This is a genomic window from Streptomyces sp. AJS327 (genome assembly GCF_013450295.1).
Taxonomy (GTDB): Bacteria; Actinomycetota; Actinomycetes; order Streptomycetales; family Streptomycetaceae; genus Streptomyces.
The window spans coordinates 764,857-783,603 of record NZ_SKBR01000001.1; the positions used below are offsets into that span (position 1 = coordinate 764,857).

Genomic DNA, 18,747 nt, shown 5'->3' on the forward strand with positions numbered 1-18,747 from the left:
GCGCTGGCGCGGCGGAATTCTGGACCGTGAGCGGGAGGCACCCGCGCGGAACAGGAGTGGGCTCATGGGACAGTCCGAACGACCGTCCGGGGGCGGCGCGTTGGACGCCGGGCCGCCGGGCGGGCCTGAGACGCCCCGCACACCGGGGGAGCGGCGGGACGGGAGAGCGGGCCGGAGCGCGGCCGGTCGGCCACGGGGCGGTCGGACCGCGCCCTGGGCGGTGATCGGCCTCTGGGTGGTGATCCTGCTCCTGGCGCTGCCGTTCTCCGGCAGGCTGTCCGGCGCCACCAGCGACGACAGCATCAACTACCTTCCGTCCGGGGCCGATTCGACCCGGGCCGAGGAACTGCTGAAGGAGCTGCCGGGCGGCGGGACGGTCGACCTGCTGCTGGTGCACCACCGCGAGGGCGGGCTGACCGCCGCCGACCGCGCCGCCGCGCGGGAGCAGGTCGCGGACGTGGCCGGGGAGTACCGGCTGAGCGGCGGCGGCCCGCGCACCGTCCCCAGCGAGGACGGCGAGACGCTGATGACGCCGATGGCGCTGGCCGGGCTCCCCGAGAAGGACGCGCAGACCGAGGCCGTGCACGAGGTGCGGGACCGGCTGTCCGGCGCCCCCGAGGGGCTGACCGTGCGGGTCGGCGGCCCGGGCGCGCTGGCCACCGACATGGACGAGGTGTTCGAGTCGGTGGACGGGACGCTGATGCTCGGCACCGCGTCCGTCGTCGCCGTCCTGCTGATCCTCACCTACCGCAGCCCCTTCCTCTGGCTGGTGCCGCTGACGGTCGTCGGCTTCGCGACCGTGGCCGCGATGGCCGTGGTGTACGGGCTGGTCCAGCTCTTCGACCTCACCGTCACCACCATGAGCACCTCGCTGATGACGGTGCTGATCTTCGGCGCGGGCACCGACTACGCGCTGCTGCTCGTCGCCCGCTACCGGGAGGAACTGCTGCGCCACCGGCGGCCGTTCACCGCGATGCTCAGCGCGCTGCGCGGCTGCGGCCCCGCCGTGCTGGCCTCCTCCGGCACCGTCGCCGCCGGGCTGCTCTGCCTCCTCGCGGCCGACCTGAACAGCAGCAGCGGGCTCGGCCCGGTGGGCGCCGTCGGGGTGGTCTGCGCGCTGGCCGCGATGATCAGCCTGCTGCCCGCGATCCTGGTGCTGCTCGGCCGACGGGTGTTCTGGCCCCTGGTCCCGGTCTGGGACCCGGAGCGGACGGACGCCCCGCGCGGCGGGCGGCGCCCGCTGTTCGACCGGGTGGGCCGCACCGTGGCCCGGCGGCCCCTCGCGATCCTGCTGACCGGGACGGCGCTGCTGGGCTCGCTGGCCTTCGGCGCCCTCAACCTCCCCGGCGACCTGCGCCAGGAGGACACCTTCACCGACACCCCCGAGTCGGTCAGCGCGATGGAGACGGTGGAGCGGTCCTTCCCGGAGAGCAGCAGCCAGCCGCTGACCGTCCTGGCCCGCACCGACCACGTCGCCGAGGTGACCCGCGCCGCCCGCGCCACCGACGGGGTGGCCTCGGTCCAGCGCGGACGCGACGGCGGCGGCTGGAGCGAACTGTCCGTCTTCGCCCGGGACAAGCCGGAGTCGGCTGGCGAGAAGGAGACCATCCGCGCCCTGCGGACCGAACTGTCCACGATCGAGGGCGCCGACCCGGCGGTGGGCGGCCCCAGCGCCCAGCAGCTCGACCTGGAGCGGACCAACGCGGACGACCGCCGGACGGTGATCCCGCTGGTCCTCGCCGCCGTACTGGTCATCCTGATCGCGCTGCTGCGCTCCGTGGTGGCGCCGGTCCTCCTGGTGGTGGCCGTGGTCGCCTCCTGGGGCGCCGCGATGGGCCTCGGCGGGCTGGTCTTCGGGCCGGTCCTCGGCTTCGCGGGGCTGGACGCCAACATCCCGCTGCTCAGCTTCGTCTTCCTGGTCGCGCTCGGCGTCGACTACGGGATCTTCCTGATGCACCGGATGCGGGAGAACGGGCTGTCCGGAAGTCCGGTGCCGGAGTCCACGCTGGACGCGCTGCGCACCACGGGCGGCGTGATCACCTCGGCGGGCGTGGTCCTGGCCGCGACCTTCTGCGTGCTGATGACGATGCCGATGGTGCTGATGGTGGAGATGGGCTTCGTCGTCGCCGTGGGGGTGCTGCTCGACACCTTCCTCGTCCGCACCTACCTGGTGACCTCGGCGGGCGTGCTGCTGCGCCGCTGGATCTGGTGGCCCGGACGGCTCTTCCGGCGCGACCCCGGAACCTCCGGCGGCCGCCCGCCCGGCACTCCGACTCCCGGGCATGGCAAGGCGGTTGACGAGCGGCCAGTGCGGGAACCCGCCGCCACCGTGGGCGCGGATAGCGCAGGATAGTCCCGTGCGCCTCACCCTGGACTCCGTCACGGCCGTGCTCGCCCGCACCGTCGGGCGTCAGCGCGGCCCGGCGCCCCGGGTGGGGCGGCACGACGTCCTCGTCGCGCTGCTCGTCCTCCTGCTCCAGATCGCGCTCGCGCTGTGGCTCTCCCCGGACGACGGCCGGATCCCGGACGCCGGCGGCTGGCTCCTGCTGTCGGCCTCGGCGCTGGTCCTGGTGGGGGCCCGGCGGGCGCCCTGGCTGGTGGTGCTGGGCAACATCCTGTGCGTGGGGCCGTACCACGCGCAGGAGTTCGCGCACACCGCGGTGGTACCGGCCTCCCTCGCCGCGCTGTACCTGCTCGCCCTCGCCGGGCCACCGCTCCGCTCCTTCCTCACCCTCGGCTGCATCGTCGGCGTGATGGCCATGATGATCGGCGGGATGGGCGGCGCCGACGAGGTGAGCGAGATGATGCGCACCTCCGGCTGGCTGGTGGCCACCGTGCTGGTCGGCGAGGCGGTCCGCATCCACCGCGACTACGTGGCCGCGATAGTGGAACGGGCCGAACGGGCCGAGCGCACCCGCGAGGAGGAGGCGGCCCGCCGGGTGGTGCGCGAACGCCTCCGCATCGCCCGCGACCTGCACGACCTGCTGGCGCACAGCATCACGCTGATCGGCGTGCAGACCTCCGTGGCGGCCCACGTGCTCGTCGCGGACCCGGAACGGCTCGACCGGGAACAGGTGGCGCAGGCGCTGGACGGCATCGCGGAGACCTGCCGGGACGCCCGCCTGGAACTGCGCACCACCCTGGAGGTGCTGCGCGCCGACGACCCGAAGGCGCTCGGCCCGCTCCCCGGCCTCGGCGGCCTGCCCGATCTGGCGCGCGGCGCCGAAGGGGCGGGCGCCCGCGTCGAGTTGACGACGGCGACCCGGCTCGCCACGCTGCCGCTGCCCCCCGTCGTCGGGGCGGCCGCCTACCGCGTCGTCCAGGAGGCGCTGACCAACGCCGTGCGGCACGCGGGTCCCTCGGTGTCCGTCTGGGTCGCGGCCACCCTGCCGGGCGACGGTTCCGCCCTGCGGATCTCCGTGGTGGACGACGGCGGGGAACCCGGACCGGACACCGGCGAGAGCGCTCCCGGCGGCTACGGCATCGTCGGCATGCGGGAGCGGGCCCGCAGCATCGGCGGCTCCCTGGAGGCCGGGCCCCGCACCGACGCGCGGGGCTTCGCCGTGACCGCCACCCTCCCGCTCGGCACGGTGCCCGACCCCCGCACGACGAAGGAGAGCGCCCGATGACCGCGTCCGAGAGGATCAACGTGGTCCTCGCCGACGACCAGAACCTGGTGCGCGCGGCGTTCGCGATGCTGATCGCCTCCGCCCCGGACATGGAGGTGGTGGGGGAGGCGGGCACCGGCCGGGAGGCGGTCGCGCTGGCCCGCTCCACCCGCGCCGACCTGGTGGTGATGGACATCCGGATGCCGGACTGGGACGGCATCGCCGCCACCCGGCGGATCGCCGCCGACCCCGGGCTGGCCGGGACGCGGGTGCTCGTGCTCACCACCTACGACACCGACGAGCACGTGCTGGAGGCGCTGCGCGCCGGGGCGTCCGGCTTCCTCGTCAAGGACACCCGGCCCGCCGAACTCCTGGACGCCATCCGCACGGTCGCCGCCGGAGAGTCCCTGCTCTCCCCGGGTCCGACCGCCCGGCTCATCGCGCGGGTGCTGCGCCTCCCCTCGGCCCCCGAGGACGAGACCCGGGTGCCGGAGACGCTGGCCGGACTCTCGGTACGGGAGCGGCAGGTGCTGAGCCTGGTCGGGCGGGGGCTCAACAACCAGGAGGTGGCCACCGCCCTCGCGCTCTCCCCGCTGACCGCCAAGACCCACGTCAGCCGGATCATGGGCAAGCTCGGGGTGCGGGACCGCGCGCAGCTGGTCATCGCCGCCTACGAGTCGGGGCTGATCACCCCCGGAACCACCGGCTGACCGCGGCCGGCCCGCGACCGGGCGGGGCCACCGGTCGACCGGGACCGGGGGCGCGCGGGGGAGCCCGGGGGACTGCGCGACAATGGGGCGCATGCCGCCCGCCCCCCGAGACCCCGCCCCCTCGCCTCACCGCGCGTCCTCCGTCTCCCACCGGTCATGAGCCTCTACCGGGACGACGGGGTGGTGCTGCGCACCCAGAAGCTGGGGGAGGCCGACCGGATCATCACCCTCCTCACCCGCGGACACGGACGGGTCCGCGCGGTCGCGCGCGGCGTGCGGCGCACCAGGTCCAAGTTCGGCGCCCGCCTGGAGCCCTTCTCCCACGTCGACGTGCAGTTCTTCGCCCGGGGCAGCGAACTGGTCGGCCGCGGCCTCCCGTTGTGCACCCAGACGGAGACCATCGCCGCGTACGGACGGGGCATCGTCGGCGACTACGACCGCTACACCGCGGGCACCGCGATGCTGGAGACCGCCGAACGCTTCACCGAGCACGAGGGCGAGCCGGGGGTGCAGCAGTACCTGCTGCTCGTCGGCGGACTGCGTACCCTCGCCTCCGGCGCCCACGCGCCCGGGCTGGTACTGGACGCCTTCCTGCTCCGCTCGCTCGCCATGGGCGGGTACGCGCCGAGTTTCGCGGACTGCGCGAAGTGCGGACTGCCCGGCCCCCACCGCTTCTTCTCGGTCGCCTCGGGCGGGGTGGTGTGCGGGGACTGCCGCGTACCGGGCAGCGTGGTGCCCTCACCCGAGGCGCTGCGCCTGCTCGGGGCGCTGCTCACCGGCGACTGGGCGACGGCCGACGCCGCCGAGCCGCGGCACGTCCGCGAGGGGGCCGGGCTGGTCTCCGCCTACCTGCACTGGCACCTGGAACGCGGACTGCGCTCGCTGCGCTACGTGCGGCAGGCTCCCTCCGGCGCCTGACGGTGCCCGGCACACACCCGGCGCCACACCCGGCACCGGGGTGTCCGGAGCCGTTCGGCCGGGTTGGGGCCCGGCCAGGGGCAGCGCGTAGGCTCCGGGCGAGAGCCCGCCCGAACCTGGAGTTGATCCCCCCATGGCACGCCGTGTACTCCCCTGGTCACACCGCGAGTACGCCGTTCCGGAGCCGCACCCCTCGGGTGCCCGCCCGCCGAAGATCCCCGGGGAACTGGTCCCGAACCACGTGGCGGTGGTGATGGACGGCAACGGCCGGTGGGCCAAGCAGCGGGGGCTGCCGCGCACCGAGGGCCACAAGGTCGGCGAGGGCGTCGTCATGGACGTGCTCAAGGGCTGCCTGGAGATGGGGGTGCGGAACCTCTCCCTCTACGCCTTCTCCACGGAGAACTGGAAGCGCTCCCCGGAGGAGGTCCGCTTCCTGATGAACTTCAACCGGGACGTGATCCGCCGCCGCCGGGACGAGATGGACGCGCTGGGCATCCGCATCCGCTGGGTCGGCCGGATGCCGAGACTCTGGCGCTCGGTCGTCAGGGAACTCCAGGTCGCCCAGGAGCAGACCACCCGGAACGACGCCATGACCCTCTACTTCTGCGTCAACTACGGTGGCCGGGCCGAGATCGCCGACGCCGCCCGGGCCCTCGCGGAGGACGTCCGCTCCGGTCGCCTCGACCCGGCCAAGGTCACCGAGAAGACCTTCGCCAAGTACCTCTACTACCCGGACATGCCGGACGTGGACCTGTTCCTCCGCCCCTCCGGGGAGCAGCGCACCTCCAACTACCTGATCTGGCAGAGCGCCTACGCCGAGATGGTCTACCAGGACGTCCTCTGGCCGGACTTCGACCGCCGGGACCTGTGGGCCGCCTGCCTGGACTACGCCCGCCGGGACCGCCGGTTCGGCGGCGCCGTGGCGGCCCCGGAGGAGACCGGAGCCGCCGGCTAGCCCCGGAGCGCCAGCGACCCCGGCCGGTCAGCGGCCTGGTGGGTGTGCGGCCTGGCCGGTCAGCGGGCGCGGCGCTGGAACAGCGCCGCGCACAGCGGCAGTGTGAGCAGCAACAGCCCCACGCACCAGGCCACCGCGGTCCAGGCGCTGTTCCCCACGGGCTGCCCCAGCAGCAGCGCCCGCAGCGACTCGATCACCGAGGTGACCGGCTGGTGCTGCGCGAAGCCGTGCAGCCAGCCGGGCATCGTCTCCACCGGCACGAACGCGCTGCTCGGATACGGCAGGAACAGGACGAGGAAGGTGAACCCGCTGGCCGCCTCCACGGACCGGGCCAGCAGCCCGGCCGCCGCGCCCAGCCAGGAGAGCACGGTGACGTAGAGCAGCAGGACGGCGAGCGCCGCGCCCCACTCCAGCGGCCCGGCCTGCGGCCGGAAGCCGATGGCCAGGGCGACGGCCAGTACCACGAGGATGGCCAGTGTGTTCCGCACCAGGCTGGCGGCCACGTGCCCGGCCAGTACCGCGGTGGCGCTGGCGTCCATCGAGCGGAAGCGGTCGATGACCCCGGTCGTCATGTCGTTGGTGACGCTGGTGGCCGTCATCGAGGCGCCGTACCCCGAGCAGAGCACCAGCACCGCCGGGGCGACGTAGGTGACGTAGGAGCCGGTGGTGTCCTCCAGGGCGCCGCCGAAGAGGTAGACGAACACCAGCATCAGCATCACCGGCAGCACCAGTGCGGTGATCAGCGCGTCCGGATTGCGGAGGTTGAGCCGCACACCGCGGGCGGCGAACACGGGGTAGTCAGTGAGCCGGGCCATGCTGGGTCAACTCCAGGAAGACGTCGTCGAGGGTGGCGCCGCGGACGGCGAAGCGGGCGATGTCGCGGTGACCGGGGTCGAGTTCGTCGAGCAGCGCGCGTACCCCGGCGGCGCCGCCGTCCGTCGCCACCCCGAGCAGCAGCTCCTCCGGGGACGCGAACACCGCACGTTCGCCGAGCCGTTCGGCAACCGCCCGGTAGGCGTGCGGGTCGCTGAGGGTCAGGTCGAGCCGCTGGCCCGCCACCCGCTCCTTCAGCTCCCGTGGGGTGCCCTCGGCGACCAGCCGCCCCTGGTCGAGCAGGGCGACGTGGTCGGCGAGCTGGTCGGCCTCCTCCAGGTACTGCGTGGTCAGGAAGATCGTCACGCCCGACTCGGCCAGCCCGCCCACCAGTCGCCACATCGCGCGGCGCCCACGCGGGTCGAGCCCCGTGGTCGGCTCGTCCAGGAAGACCACCTCGGGCGCCCCGGTGAGCCCGGCCGCGATGTCCAGTCGGCGCCGCATACCGCCCGAGTACGTCGCCACCCGGCGGCCGGCCGCCTCCCGCAGGTCGAACCGGGCCAGCAGTTCGGTGGCCCGGGCGGCGGCGGTCGCCCGGTCGGCGCCGACCAGCCGGGCCATCATGCGCAGGTTCTCCTCGCCGGTCTGCTCCTCGTCGAGCGCCGCGTACTGCCCGGTGAGGCTGAGGGCGCGGCGGGCGCGGGACCGCTCGGCCACCACGTCGAAGCCCGCCACCCGGGCCCGCCCCGCGTCGGCGCGGGTGAGCGTGGTCAGGATCCGGACGGTGGTGGTCTTGCCCGCGCCGTTCTGGCCCAGCAGCGCGAAGACCCCGCCGCGTCGCACCCGCAGGTCCAGCCCGTCCAGCACGGCCCTGCCGCCGTAGGACTTGCGCAGCCCCCGCGTCTCGATCGCCCAGTCCGCGGGCCCGTTCGCCCCCGGGTGCCCAGCCCGGCTCACCCCCGGGTTCGCGGTCTGGTTCCGTGCCTGGTCCGTCGCCCGGTCCCCCGGCGGCGCACCGGCCGCTGACACGTGTCGCATCGAACTCCACCCCTCTCCGCGTATCTCGTACGCGTAACTGTGTATGCCGTACACGTTACTGCGTATGCTATACACACTCCGAGAGGTGAATGCCACATGGGGAGCACACAGCGACCGAGGACCGGATCGTCCGGACTGCCGCCGGGGGTTGAGGCGGCCTGGGGTCTGCGGGAGCGTCCGGGCAAGGGCCCCGCGCGCGGGGTCGACCTGCCGCGGGTGGTGCACGCGGCCGTGGAGATCGCCGCCGAGGAGGGCCTGTCCGCGGTCTCGATGAGCCGGGTCGCCTCCGAGGTGGGCGTCTCCACCATGGCGCTCTACCGGTACGTCTCCGGCAAGGACGAACTGCTGATCCTGATGGAGGACGCCGCCTTCGACGCGTCCCCGCCGGGCCCACCGCCCGGGGAGGGCTGGCGGGAGGGGCTTAGTCAGTGGGCGCGCGCCTACCGGAAGGTGCTCTGGCGGCACAAGTGGATCATGCGGATCCCGGTCAGCACCCCGCCGGTTTCCCCCACCGGCGTCGCGTGGATGGAGCACGGCCTGCGCTACCTGCGGCGTACCGGGCTCGGTGGCGAGGAACAGCTCGCCACCCTGATGCTGCTCAGCGGGTTCGTGCGCAGCCACGTCTCCCTGGCCGCCGACATGGAGGCGGCGACCGGCGGCGGCCGGGAACGGCAGGAACAGGCCGAGGCCCACTACTGGGAGCTGCTCGCGCGGCTCACCCGCGGGGGCCACTACCCCGCGATCACCGCGCTGCTGGAGTCCGGGCTGGCCGTCCGGCCCACGCCGGACGGGGAGGCCGCGGCGCCCACGGAGACGGACCGGGCCGCCGGGGACGCCGGGGTGGAGGAGGAGTTCGACCCGTCCTTCGACTTCGGGCTCGCCATCATCCTGGACGGCATCGAGGCGCGGGAGGCGCGGGCGGCCACCCGCTCCGCTCCGGACGGCGCGGACGGCCGGTGAACCCCCGGTCTGAACCCGGCGAATCCCCGGGTTCGGATCGTCGGGGGCCGCCCGGGCCGAACTCCCGGACGTCGCCCGGGCGATGGCCCCGGGCGGCGGGTGTCCCGGGCCGGGGCCCGGGCGGGCGGGGTCAGCGCTGGGCCGAGCACTCCCCGCAGGTACCAAAGATCTCCACGGTGTGACCGACGTCGACGAAACCGTGCTCGGCGGCGACCGACTCCGCCCACTTCTCCACGGCCGGACCCTCCACCTCGACCGCCTTGCCGCACCGGCGGCAGACCAGATGGTGGTGGTGGTCGTCGCTGTGGCAGCGTCGGTAGACCGCCTCGCCCTCGTCGGTGCGGAGCACGTCCACCTCACCGGCGTCGGCCAGGGACTGGAGGGTGCGGTAGACGGTGGTCAGACCCACCGAGTCGCCCCGGTGCTTCAGCATGTCGTGCAGTTCCTGCGCGCTGCGGAACTCCTCGACCTCGGCAAGAGCGGCCGACACGGCGGCCCGCTGCCGGGTGGACCGGCCGCGTACGGGGGGGCCTGCTGTGACCACGCGCTGACTCCTTCGTTCGTCGCACGACGGGCTGGCGCGGCCCATTGTGCCAGGCACACCCCTTGTGCGGTCATTACACCGGTGTATTGCTACCGGTACCCCCGGGCGTCGCGCCCCCGCCGGGCCCCGCCCCGGCCGCCACCGGGCGCCCTGTCATCCCGGCCACCCCGGCCGCCACCGGCTCCCCACCGCCTGCCGCGGACGGTTCCGCGCCCTCCGGACCGGGCGACCCGTCCCGCGTGCTCCGGCCCGCCAGCCATCGGGCGAGCGGCGCCGCCACGATGGTGACCAGCGCGAACAGCGCGATAGCCAGCAGCACGATGCTGGCGCCCGGCGGGACGTCCGCGTGGTACGCGGTCACGGTGCCGGAGAGGGTCACCAGCACCCCGCCGCCCACCGAGGCGGCCAGCGTCATCGCGAAGCCCCGGGTGACCTGCTGCGCCGTCGCCACCGGGATCACCATCAGGGCGCTGACCAGCAGCAGCCCGACGACCCGCATCGCCACCGTCACCGTCACCGCGGCCATCACCGCGAGCACCAGGTTCAGCAGCCGCACCGGCAGCCCGGTGACCCGGGCGAACTCCTCGTCCTGGCAGATCGCGAAGAGCTGACGGCGTAGCCCCAGCGAGACGGCCAGCACCACGGCCGACAGCACCACGATCGCGGTGATGTCGCTCTCCGAGACGGTGGTGACGGAACCGAAGAGGTAGGTGGTGAGGCTGGCGTTGGAGCCGGTGGGCGAGAGGTTGATGATCATGACGCCGCCCGCCATGCCGCCGTAGAACAGCATCGCCAGCGCGAGGTCCCCGCGCGCCTTGCCGTACCAGCGGATCAGCTCCATCGCGACGGCGCCGAACGAGGCGACCAGCACCGCCATCCACACCGGGTTGGCGTTCAGCAGGAAGCCGAGCGCGACACCGGTCAGCGCGACGTGCCCGATGCCGTCCCCCATGATCGCCTGCCGCCGCTGCACCAGGTAGATCCCGACCGCCGGGGCGGCGATCCCCACCAGCACCGCGGCGAGCAGCGCCCGCTGCATGAAGGGGTACTCCAGTAGCTCGATCACGCGTCCACTCCTCTCCGCGGGAACCCCACCTCGCCGACCCGGAGGCCGGTGGCTGCCAGCGCGCCGTCGTCCGGCGCGGCCTCGTGTGGATGGCAGGCGAGGTCGTGCAGCTGCTCGGGGTGCTCGACCCGCTCGACGAGCCCGTCCCGGAGCACCACCGACCGGTCGATCAGCGGGGCGAGCGGCCCGAGTTCGTGCAGGACGAACAGCAGCGAGACGCCCTCCGCGCGGCGCTCGCGCAGCGCGTCGGCGAGGACCCGCTGGCTGGCCAGGTCGATGCCGGTGAGCGGCTCGTCCATGATCAGCAGTTCCGGTTCGCCCGCGAGCGCGCGGGCTATCAGCACCCGCTGGTGCTGCCCGCCGGAGAGCGCGTGGACCGGGTCCCGCTCCCGCCCGGCCATGTCCACCAGCTCCAGCGCGTGCCGCACGGCCCGCTTGTCGGCCCGGCCCAGCGGGCGCAGCCCCCGTCGGCCGAGGCGCCCGGAGGACACCACCTCCCGCACGGTCGCCGGGACCCCGGACGCCGCCGTCGAGCGCTGCGGGACGTAGCCGACGCGGCGCCAGTCGCGGAAGCGCCCCGGCCCGGTGAGCGGCGCCCCGAACAGCCGCAGCTCGCCCCCGCTGATCGGGGTCTGGCCGATGACCGCCCGGATCGTGGTCGACTTGCCGGAGCCGTTGGCGCCCAGCAGCGCGACGGCCTCCCCGGCGCCCACGGACAGGTCGACGCCGCGCAGCACCGGACGGGTCCCGAGGGTGGCGGTCACCCCGCGCAGCGCGATGACCGGCGTCGCGGGGCCGGAACCGTCAAGCGGGGCCGGGCGCTGCTCCTCGCGTGGTGTCCCGGTGTCCGGGCTGGCCGTGGTGCGGGCCATCCTCGCCTCCCGTGGATCGTCGTACGGGTCGCGGTCAGGGGTGTGCGGTGCCGGGGGACGGCCGGTGGCCGTGCCGGGTGGCGGGGCGCCGCCCGGCACGGTCACCTGGCGCCCAGCGCGGTCTGGAGCGCCATCAGGTTCTGCCGCATCACGGAGAGGTAGTCCTGCTTCTTCTCCTTGTTCACGCCCTCCAGCGGGTTGAGGACGGCGGTTTTCAGCCCCAGGTCGTCGGCGAGGGTCCGGGCGGTCCTGTCGCTGGCGCCCGAGGCGAAGAAGACGGTGTCGACGCCGTCCCCGCCGTCGCCGCCCTTCTTCCCGCCCTTCGCGATGCGGTGCAGCTCCTTCATCCGCGCGGGGCTCGGCTCGGACTCCGGGTCGAGCCCGCTGACCGCCTCCTCGCGCAGGTGGTAGCGGTCGGCGAAGTGCCCGAAGGCGGCGTGCGTGGTGATGAAGGTGTCGGAGGTGCGGTCCTTCAGACCCTTCTCGATGTCCTTGTCGAGCTGGTTGAGCCGCTTGACGAGCGCGGCGGTGTTCGCCCGGTAGTCGTCGGCGTGGTCCGGGTCGGCCTTGGCCAGCTCCTTGCCGACGCCCTTGGCGACCTCGGCGTAGCGCACGGGATTCAGCCAGATGTGCGGATCGTCGGCGCCCCCGTCGTGCGCGTGGTCGTGGTCGCCGTGTTCGTCCCCGCCGTGGTCGCCGTGCTCATGCTCGCCGTGGTCGTGGCCCTTGTCCGAGTCCTCGTGGTCGGCGGAGTCGTCGTGGTCGTCGGAGTGCTTCGGGTCGCCGTCGGTCCGGGAGGTGAAGGAGGTCGCCTCGGCGGTGTGCTCGGCGCCCGACTGCTCGACCGCCTCGTCCACGGCGGGCTGGAGCCCCTTGAGGTAGACGACCAGGTCCGCCTCGCTGAGCTGTCCGGTCTGCTTCGGGCTCAGCTCCAGGTCATGTGGTTCCTCGCCGGGCTTGGTGAGGGTGCTGACCGAGACGTGCTCGCCGCCGATCTCATGGGCGAGGAACTCCATGGGGTAGAACGACGCGACGACACTGACCTTGCCGTCGTCGCCGCCGGGGCCGTCCCCGCAGGCCGACAGGGTGAGGACCCCCAGGCCGAGGGCGGTGGCCGCGGCGGCCGGGCGTATCAGGTGGCGTCTGATGTTCATGACACTCATTTTCACTGTAGTTGGAAACGATTGTCAACTGGGGTTCGCTCTGGTACGCCGCCTGATCGTTCCGGTACCGATTTGATCCGCCCCCCGTGGCTCTCGGTAATCTGAGGTATTCCGTCGTCGTTGATGAAGAGAGCACTGTGGCCGCCGACAAGATCGACACCATCGTCAGCCTGAGCAAGCGCCGTGGCTTCGTGTACCCGTGCAGTGAGATCTACGGTGGTCAGCGCGCCGCCTGGGACTACGGACCGCTCGGCGTGGAGCTCAAGGAGAACATCAAGCGCCAGTGGTGGCGCTCCATGGTCGTCTCCCGCGACGATGTCGTCGGTATCGACTCCTCGGTGATCCTGGCGCCGGAGGTCTGGCAGGCCTCCGGCCACGTCGCGACCTTCACCGACCCGCTCACCGAGTGCACCTCGTGCCACAAGCGCTACCGCGCCGACCACCTGGAGGAGGCGTACGAGGCCAAGCACGGGCGCGCCCCGGAGCACGGCCTCGCCGACGTCAACTGCCCGCACTGCGGCAACAAGGGCGGCTTCACCGAGCCCAAGCAGTTCTCCGGCCTGCTCAGCACCCACCTGGGCCCCACCCAGGACTCCGGCTCGCTGACCTACCTGCGGCCCGAGACGGCCCAGGGCATCTTCACCAACTTCGCCGCCGTCCAGCAGACCTCGCGCAAGAAGCCGCCGTTCGGCATCGCGCAGATGGGCAAGTCCTTCCGGAACGAGATCACTCCGGGCAACTTCATCTTCCGCACGCGCGAGTTCGAGCAGATGGAGATGGAGTTCTTCGTCAAGCCGGGCGAGGACGAGGAGTGGCACGAGTACTGGATGGCCCAGCGCTGGGCCTGGTACCTCGACCTCGGCATCCGCGAGGAGAACATCCGCTGGTACGAGCACCCCAGCGAGAAGCTGTCGCACTACTCGAAGCGCACCGCCGACATCGAGTACCGCTTCAACTTCGGCGGCCAGGAGTTCTCCGAGCTGGAGGGCGTCGCCAACCGCACGGACTTCGACCTCACCGCGCACTCCCAAGCGTCCGGGCAGGACCTCTCCTACTTCGACCAGGAGGCGGGCGAGCGCTGGGTGCCGTACGTCATCGAACCGGCCGCCGGCGTGAACCGCGCGATGCTCGCCTTCATGCTCGACGCCTACGTCGAGGACGAGGCCCCCAACGCCAAGGGCAAGCTGGAGAAGCGCACCGTGATGCGGCTCGACCCGCGGCTCGCCCCGGTCAAGGTCGCCGTGCTGCCGCTCTCCCGGAACGAGCAGCTCTCCCCGAAGGCCCGCGGTCTGGCCACGGCGCTCCGCAGGAACTGGAACATCGAGTTCGACGACGCGGGCGCCATCGGCCGCCGCTACCGTCGGCAGGACGAGATCGGCACCCCGTTCTGCGTCACCGTCGACTTCGACACCCTGGACGACAACGCCGTGACCGTCCGCGAGCGGGACACCATGAAGCAGGAGCGGGTCTCGCTGGACCAGGTCGAGAGCTACCTCGGCGGCCGGCTGCTCGGCTGCTGACCCCGGGCGCGGCCCGGCAGCCGCGCGCCGCGCACGGGGGCGGTCCCACGGGGCCGCCCCCTTCGGCTGCCCGCGCCCGGCGGGCGCTCGTGCCTGCCCGCGCCCGGCGGGCGCGGGCGTATGCGCCACCGGCGGATGCGCCACAATGGGAGGTCGGCCGCCGCCCGGAGGTCCGGGCCCGAGCCCGTCCGCGAGGGCGGACCGTCCGCGCGGGCGGGGCCCCGCCCCGGGACGGTCAGGGGCCTCAGGAGTGGGCCGGGACAGCCCGGCCGGAACGTCCAGGAGAGTCATCGCATGCCGCAGCAGCTCCAGATCGGCCCGCACACGGTCACGCCGCCCGTGGTGCTGGCGCCGATGGCGGGCATCACCAACGCCCCCTTCCGGACCCTGTGCCGGGAGTTCTCCGGCGGCCGGGGGCTGTTCGTCAGCGAGATGATCACCTCGCGGGCGCTGGTGGAGCGGAACGAGAAGACCATGCAGCTGGTGCGGTTCGACGCGGTCGAGCGCCCCCGCTCCATCCAGCTGTACGGCGTCGACCCGGAGACCGTCGGCCGGGCCGTCCGCATGATCGCGGAAGAGGACCTGGCCGACCACGTCGACCTGAACTTCGGCTGCCCCGTCCCCAAGGTCACCAGGAAGGGAGGCGGCAGCGCCCTCCCGTACAAGCGGCCGCTGCTGCGCGGCATCCTCCGCGCGGCCACCGCGAACGCGGGCGGCCTCCCGGTGACGATGAAGATGCGCAAGGGCATCGACGACGACCACCTGACCTACCTGGACGCCGGGCGGATCGCCGTCGAGGAGGGCGTCTCCGCGATCGCGCTGCACGGCCGCACCGCGGCGCAGCACTACGGCGGCACCGCCGACTGGGACGCCATCGCCCGCCTCAAGGAGGCGGTGCCGGAGATCCCGGTCCTCGGCAACGGCGACATCTGGTCGGCCCGGGACGCGGTGCGGATGACCCGCCACACCGGATGCGACGGTGTCGTGGTGGGCCGTGGCTGCCTGGGCCGCCCCTGGCTCTTCGGCGACCTGGTGGCCGCCTTCGGCGACGAGGCGGAACGGGACCGGGTGGCCGAGCCCTCGCTCCGCGAGGTCGCGGAGGTGATGGTGCGGCACGCGCGGCTGCTGGGGGAGTGGCTGGGCGACGAGGCCCGGGGCGTGATCGACTTCCGGAAGCACGTCGCCTGGTACACCAAGGGCTTCTCGGTCGGTTCGGCGGCGCGCTCCGCGCTGGCCGTCGCCGCCTCCCTCGACGAACTCCGCGTGCTGCTCGACGAGTTGGACCTGGACCAGCCCTGGCCGGAGGGTGCCGACGGGCCGCGCGGGCGGACCCACGCCCGGAACCGGGTGGTGCTGCCGGACGGCTGGCTGGACGACCCCTACGCCTGCGGGGCCGGGCTCAGCCCGGAGGCCGAACTCGCCACCTCCGGCGGCTGACCCGCCCGTACGGGCGGACCGCCTCCGCCGGCCGTCCTCGTCGGGCTGTCCCCGCCGATCGCTCCCCGCCGGGCCGCGCGCCGCCGACGCCGTCCGGGCGACGTCCGGAGGGCGGCACCCCCGCACGGGTGCCGCCCTCTCTTTCGGAGTCCGGGACCGTCCACCGCGGTTGAGGGTCGGGGTGCGGTGGACGGACCCGGAGGTGTGGAGCGCCGCCTCAGCGGCTGTCGCTGCTCGACGGGTCCGCCGCGGCCCGGCCCGCCTCCAGCCGGGCGACGGGTACGCGGAACGGGGAGCAGGAGACGTAGTCCAGCCCGGCCTCGTGGAAGAAGTGCACCGAGTCCGGGTCGCCGCCGTGCTCGCCGCAGATCCCGAGCTTGAGGTCCGGCCGCACGGCGCGGCCCGCCTCGGCCGCCTGCCGCACCAGGGCGCCCACCCCGTCGCGGTCGATGGTCTCGAACGGGGAGACGCCGAAGACGCCCTTCTCCAGGTACGACGTGAAGAAGCTGGCCTCCACGTCGTCCCGGGAGAAGCCCCACACGGTCTGGGTGAGGTCGTTGGTGCCGAACGAGAAGAAGTCGGCGCACTCCGCGATCTGCCCGGCGGTCAGCGCCGCCCGCGGCAGCTCGATCATGGTGCCCACGGTGAGCGCCAGCTCGACGCCGTACTCCGCCTCCACCTCCGCGATGACCGCGGTGGCCTCGTCCCGCACCAGCTCCAGCTCCTGCACGGTGCCCACCAGCGGGATCATGATCTCGGCCCGTGGGTCGCCCTGCGCGGCGCGGCGTTCCGCCGCCGCCTCGGCGATGGCCCGCACCTGCATGGTGAACAGCCCCGGGATGACCAGCCCGAGCCGTACCCCGCGCAGCCCCAGCATCGGGTTCTGCTCGTGCAGCCGCTGCACGGCCGCGAGCAGCCGGGTGTCCTGCTCGGAGACGGTCCCGCGCGACTCGTCCAGCGCCACCCGCACGGACAGCTCGGTCAGGTCCGGCAGGAACTCGTGGAGCGGCGGGTCCAGCAGCCGGACGGTGACCGGCAGCCCGTCCATCGAGGCGAACAGCTCGACGAAGTCGCCCTTCTGGAGCGGCAGCAGCGCCTTCAGCGCCTCCTCCCGCTCGCCGTCGGTGTCCGCCAGCACCAGCCGTTCGACGAGGCCGCGCCGGTCACCGAGGAACATGTGCTCCGTACGGCAGAGGCCGATGCCCTGCGCCCCGAACCGGCGCGCCCGGTCCGCGTCCTCCGCGTTGTCGGCGTTGGCCCGCACCCGCAGCCGACGCACGCGGTCGGCGTAGGTCATCAGCCGGTGCACGGCCTGCACCAGCTCGTCGGTGGCGCCGTCCGCCTCCGGGTCGGTCCGGCCCTCGAAGTACTCGACGACGGGCGAGGCCACCACGGGCACCTCACCCCGGTAGACGGCGCCGGTCGTGCCGTCGATCGACAGCACGTCGCCCTCCCGGATCACCAGCCCGCCCGGCGCGGTCAGCTGCCGCCGCTTCAGGTCGACCTCCAGCTCCTCCGCGCCGCACACGCAGGTCTTGCCCATCCCCCGGGCGACGACCGCGGCGTGCGAGGTCTTGCCGCCCCGGGAGGTCAGGATGCCCTCGGCGGCGATCATCCCGTCGAGGTCGTCCGGGTTGGTCTCCCGGCGGATCAGGATGACCCGCTCACCCGCGCGGACCCGCTCTACGGCGGTGTCCGAGTCGAAGACGGCCTGTCCGACGGCGGCGCCGGGCGAGGCCGCTATGCCGCGCCCGAGCGTCTCCGACTCGGCGTCCCGGTCGAAGCGGGGGAACATCAGCTGCGCCAGCTGGGCGCCCCGCACCCGCTGGAGCGCCTCCGCCTCGTTGATCAGCCCCTGGTCCACCAGTTGCACGGCGATCCGGAAGGCCGCCGCGGCGGTGCGCTTCCCGACGCGGGTCTGGAGCATCCAGAGCTTGCCCCGCTCGATGGTGAACTCGATGTCGCACAGGTCCTTGTAGTGCGTCTCCAGCGTCTCCATGATCCCGAGCAGCTCCCGGTAGGAGGCCGCGTCGAGCTCTTCGAGGTCGGCGAGCGGGACGGTGTTGCGGATCCCGGCCACCACGTCCTCGCCCTGGGCGTTCTGGAGGTAGTCGCCGTAGACGCCCTGCTGGCCGCTGGCCGGGTCGCGGGTGAACGCGACGCCGGTGCCCGAGTCCGGCCCGAGGTTGCCGAACACCATCGAGCAGACGTTGACTGCGGTGCCCAGGTCGTGCGGGATGCGCTCCTGGCGGCGGTAGAGCCGGGCGCGCTCGCCGTTCCACGAGTCGAAGACCGCGCGGACCGCGAGGTCCATCTGCTCCCTGGGGTCCTGCGGGAAGCCCCGTCCGGCGGACCGCTCGACGATGCCCTTGAACCGCTCGACCAGCTCCTTGAGGTCCGGCGCGGTCAGCTCCACGTCGGTGCTGACGCCCCGGCCCCGCTTGGCCTCCTCCAGCGCCTCCTCGAAGAGGTCGCCGTCCACGTCGAGGACGGTCTTGCCGAACATCTGGATGAGCCGCCGGTAGGAGTCCCAGGCGAAGCGCTCGTCCCCGGACTGCGCCGCGAGCCCGTGCACCGAGTCGTCGGAGAGGCCGATGTTCAGAACGGTGTCCATCATGCCCGGCATGGAGAACTTGGCACCGGACCGCACGGAGACCAGCAGCGGGTCGTCGGCCTGCCCGAGCTTCTTGCCCATCCGGCTCTCCAGCGCCGCGAGATGGGCGCTGACCTCGTCGCGCAGTTCGGCTGGCGCGTCGCCGGAGTCCAGGTAGACCTTGCACGCCTCGGTGGTGATGGTGAACCCGGGTGGGACGGGGAGGCCCAGGTTGGTCATCTCGGCGAGGTTGGCGCCCTTGCCGCCGAGGAGGTCCTTGAGGTCCTTGTTCCCCTCGGCGAAGTCGTAGACGAACTTCCGCGGGGTGCTGTCCACCGCGCTTGCTGCGTTTACTGCGTGATCCGGCACGGGACTCGACTCCTCGTGGACGGTTGCCCTGACGGCCGGGAGCGTACCCAGATCGAAGGCATCCGGATACGTACAGCAGCACGTCACATGCCTGTAACCGGGCTCCCGCCAAATGATCCAAGTAGTAGGGCGCTCAACGGGTTCTGGGAAACACTTCAGGTAACTAAGAAGGGATGAGGAA

General features: G+C 73.2%; 15 protein-coding genes. 8 read left to right on the top strand and 7 right to left on the bottom strand.

What is annotated here, in order from left to right; all coding sequences use genetic code 11:
• Positions 1–220: 220 nt before the first annotated feature.
• The 5 genes from E0L36_RS03005 (at position 221) to E0L36_RS03025 (ending at position 6,191) form a co-directional block, all read left to right on the top strand.
• A complete protein-coding gene (locus E0L36_RS03005; RefSeq protein WP_308416614.1) occupies positions 221–2,353 on the top strand; it encodes an MMPL family transporter in 2,133 nt (710 codons plus the stop codon).
• Between the two features lie 4 nt (positions 2,354–2,357).
• Positions 2,358–3,629 carry a sensor histidine kinase gene (locus E0L36_RS03010; RefSeq protein ID WP_374705482.1) on the top strand — a complete coding sequence of 424 codons (1,272 nt, stop codon included), beginning with the start codon at positions 2,358–2,360 and terminating at the stop codon, positions 3,627–3,629.
• Positions 3,626–4,318 carry a response regulator transcription factor gene (locus tag E0L36_RS03015; RefSeq protein ID WP_180927280.1) on the top strand — a complete coding sequence of 231 codons (693 nt, stop codon included), beginning with the start codon at positions 3,626–3,628 and terminating at the stop codon, positions 4,316–4,318. Before E0L36_RS03010 ends, E0L36_RS03015 begins: the two co-directional genes overlap by 4 nt.
• A 156-nt stretch (positions 4,319–4,474) precedes the next feature.
• Complete coding sequence (gene recO / locus E0L36_RS03020; RefSeq protein ID WP_180927281.1) at positions 4,475–5,236, top strand: DNA repair protein RecO; 762 nt, start codon at positions 4,475–4,477, stop codon at positions 5,234–5,236.
• A gap of 133 nt (positions 5,237–5,369) precedes the next feature.
• Positions 5,370–6,191, top strand: a complete 822-nt coding sequence (locus E0L36_RS03025; RefSeq protein WP_180927282.1) for an isoprenyl transferase — start codon at positions 5,370–5,372, stop codon at positions 6,189–6,191.
• A gap of 59 nt (positions 6,192–6,250) precedes the next feature.
• Here E0L36_RS03025 and E0L36_RS03030 read toward each other — a convergent pair whose 3' ends face one another.
• The gene (locus E0L36_RS03030) at positions 6,251–7,006 is read right to left on the bottom strand and encodes an ABC transporter permease (RefSeq protein WP_180927283.1); all 756 of its coding nucleotides are present in this window, start codon (positions 7,004–7,006) and stop codon (positions 6,251–6,253) included.
• On the bottom strand, positions 6,990–8,042 hold the full coding sequence (locus E0L36_RS03035) for an ATP-binding cassette domain-containing protein (RefSeq protein ID WP_180927284.1): 1,053 nt from the start codon (positions 8,040–8,042) through the stop codon (positions 6,990–6,992). Before E0L36_RS03035 ends, E0L36_RS03030 begins: the two co-directional genes overlap by 17 nt.
• A 96-nt stretch (positions 8,043–8,138) precedes the next feature.
• Here E0L36_RS03035 and E0L36_RS03040 point away from each other — a divergent pair, with 96 nt between their 5' ends.
• Positions 8,139–9,002: a TetR/AcrR family transcriptional regulator gene (locus E0L36_RS03040; protein WP_180927285.1), complete on the top strand. Its 864-nt coding sequence runs from the start codon at positions 8,139–8,141 to the stop codon at positions 9,000–9,002.
• 130 nt (positions 9,003–9,132) lie between these two features.
• Here the strand turns inward: E0L36_RS03040 and E0L36_RS03045 are convergent, their stop codons facing one another.
• The 4 genes from E0L36_RS03045 to E0L36_RS03060 all read right to left on the bottom strand — a co-directional run bounded on the left by E0L36_RS03045 (position 9,133) and on the right by E0L36_RS03060 (position 12,638).
• Positions 9,133–9,546 (bottom strand): Fur family transcriptional regulator, encoded by a 414-nt coding sequence (locus tag E0L36_RS03045; protein WP_180927286.1) that lies wholly within the window; start codon positions 9,544–9,546, stop codon positions 9,133–9,135.
• 73 nt (positions 9,547–9,619) lie between these two features.
• Positions 9,620–10,612: a metal ABC transporter permease gene (locus E0L36_RS03050; protein WP_180927287.1), complete on the bottom strand. Its 993-nt coding sequence runs from the start codon at positions 10,610–10,612 to the stop codon at positions 9,620–9,622.
• Positions 10,609–11,484 (bottom strand): metal ABC transporter ATP-binding protein, encoded by an 876-nt coding sequence (locus E0L36_RS03055; protein WP_180927288.1) that lies wholly within the window; start codon positions 11,482–11,484, stop codon positions 10,609–10,611. The genes E0L36_RS03050 and E0L36_RS03055 overlap by 4 nt, the downstream gene beginning before the upstream one ends.
• 101 nt (positions 11,485–11,585) lie before the next feature.
• Positions 11,586–12,638 carry a metal ABC transporter substrate-binding protein gene (locus E0L36_RS03060; RefSeq protein WP_258015880.1) on the bottom strand — a complete coding sequence of 351 codons (1,053 nt, stop codon included), beginning with the start codon at positions 12,636–12,638 and terminating at the stop codon, positions 11,586–11,588.
• 146 nt (positions 12,639–12,784) lie between these two features.
• Between E0L36_RS03060 and E0L36_RS03065 the strand changes: the two genes are divergently transcribed.
• Positions 12,785–14,167 carry a glycine--tRNA ligase gene (locus tag E0L36_RS03065; protein ID WP_180927290.1) on the top strand — a complete coding sequence of 461 codons (1,383 nt, stop codon included), beginning with the start codon at positions 12,785–12,787 and terminating at the stop codon, positions 14,165–14,167.
• Positions 14,168–14,461: 294 nt separating this feature from the next.
• Positions 14,462–15,604, top strand: coding sequence for a tRNA dihydrouridine synthase DusB (gene dusB, locus E0L36_RS03070; protein ID WP_180927291.1), 1,143 nt, complete (start codon positions 14,462–14,464; stop codon positions 15,602–15,604).
• 217 nt (positions 15,605–15,821) lie between these two features.
• Here the strand turns inward: dusB and ppdK are convergent, their stop codons facing one another.
• Entirely contained in the window at positions 15,822–18,566 is a 2,745-nt protein-coding gene (gene ppdK, locus E0L36_RS03075) for a pyruvate, phosphate dikinase (protein WP_374705483.1), read from the bottom strand.
• Positions 18,567–18,747: the final 181 nt, after the last annotated feature.

Excerpts from the sequence above, each read along its gene's own strand:
- E0L36_RS03025 (WP_180927282.1), top strand. The coding sequence starts at position 5,370 with ATGGCACGCCGTGTACTCCCCTGGTCACACCGCGAGTACGCCGTTCCG.
- E0L36_RS03015 (WP_180927280.1), top strand. The coding sequence starts at position 3,626 with ATGACCGCGTCCGAGAGGATCAACGTGGTCCTCGCCGACGACCAGAAC.
- E0L36_RS03060 (WP_258015880.1), bottom strand. The coding sequence starts at position 12,638 with ATGAACATCAGACGCCACCTGATACGCCCGGCCGCCGCGGCCACCGCC.
- E0L36_RS03055 (WP_180927288.1), bottom strand. The coding sequence starts at position 11,484 with ATGGCCCGCACCACGGCCAGCCCGGACACCGGGACACCACGCGAGGAG.
- E0L36_RS03035 (WP_180927284.1), bottom strand. The coding sequence starts at position 8,042 with ATGCGACACGTGTCAGCGGCCGGTGCGCCGCCGGGGGACCGGGCGACG.
- dusB (WP_180927291.1), top strand. The coding sequence starts at position 14,462 with ATGCCGCAGCAGCTCCAGATCGGCCCGCACACGGTCACGCCGCCCGTG.
- E0L36_RS03030 (WP_180927283.1), bottom strand. The coding sequence starts at position 7,006 with ATGGCCCGGCTCACTGACTACCCCGTGTTCGCCGCCCGCGGTGTGCGG.
- recO (WP_180927281.1), top strand. The coding sequence starts at position 4,475 with ATGAGCCTCTACCGGGACGACGGGGTGGTGCTGCGCACCCAGAAGCTG.
- E0L36_RS03040 (WP_180927285.1), top strand. The coding sequence starts at position 8,139 with ATGGGGAGCACACAGCGACCGAGGACCGGATCGTCCGGACTGCCGCCG.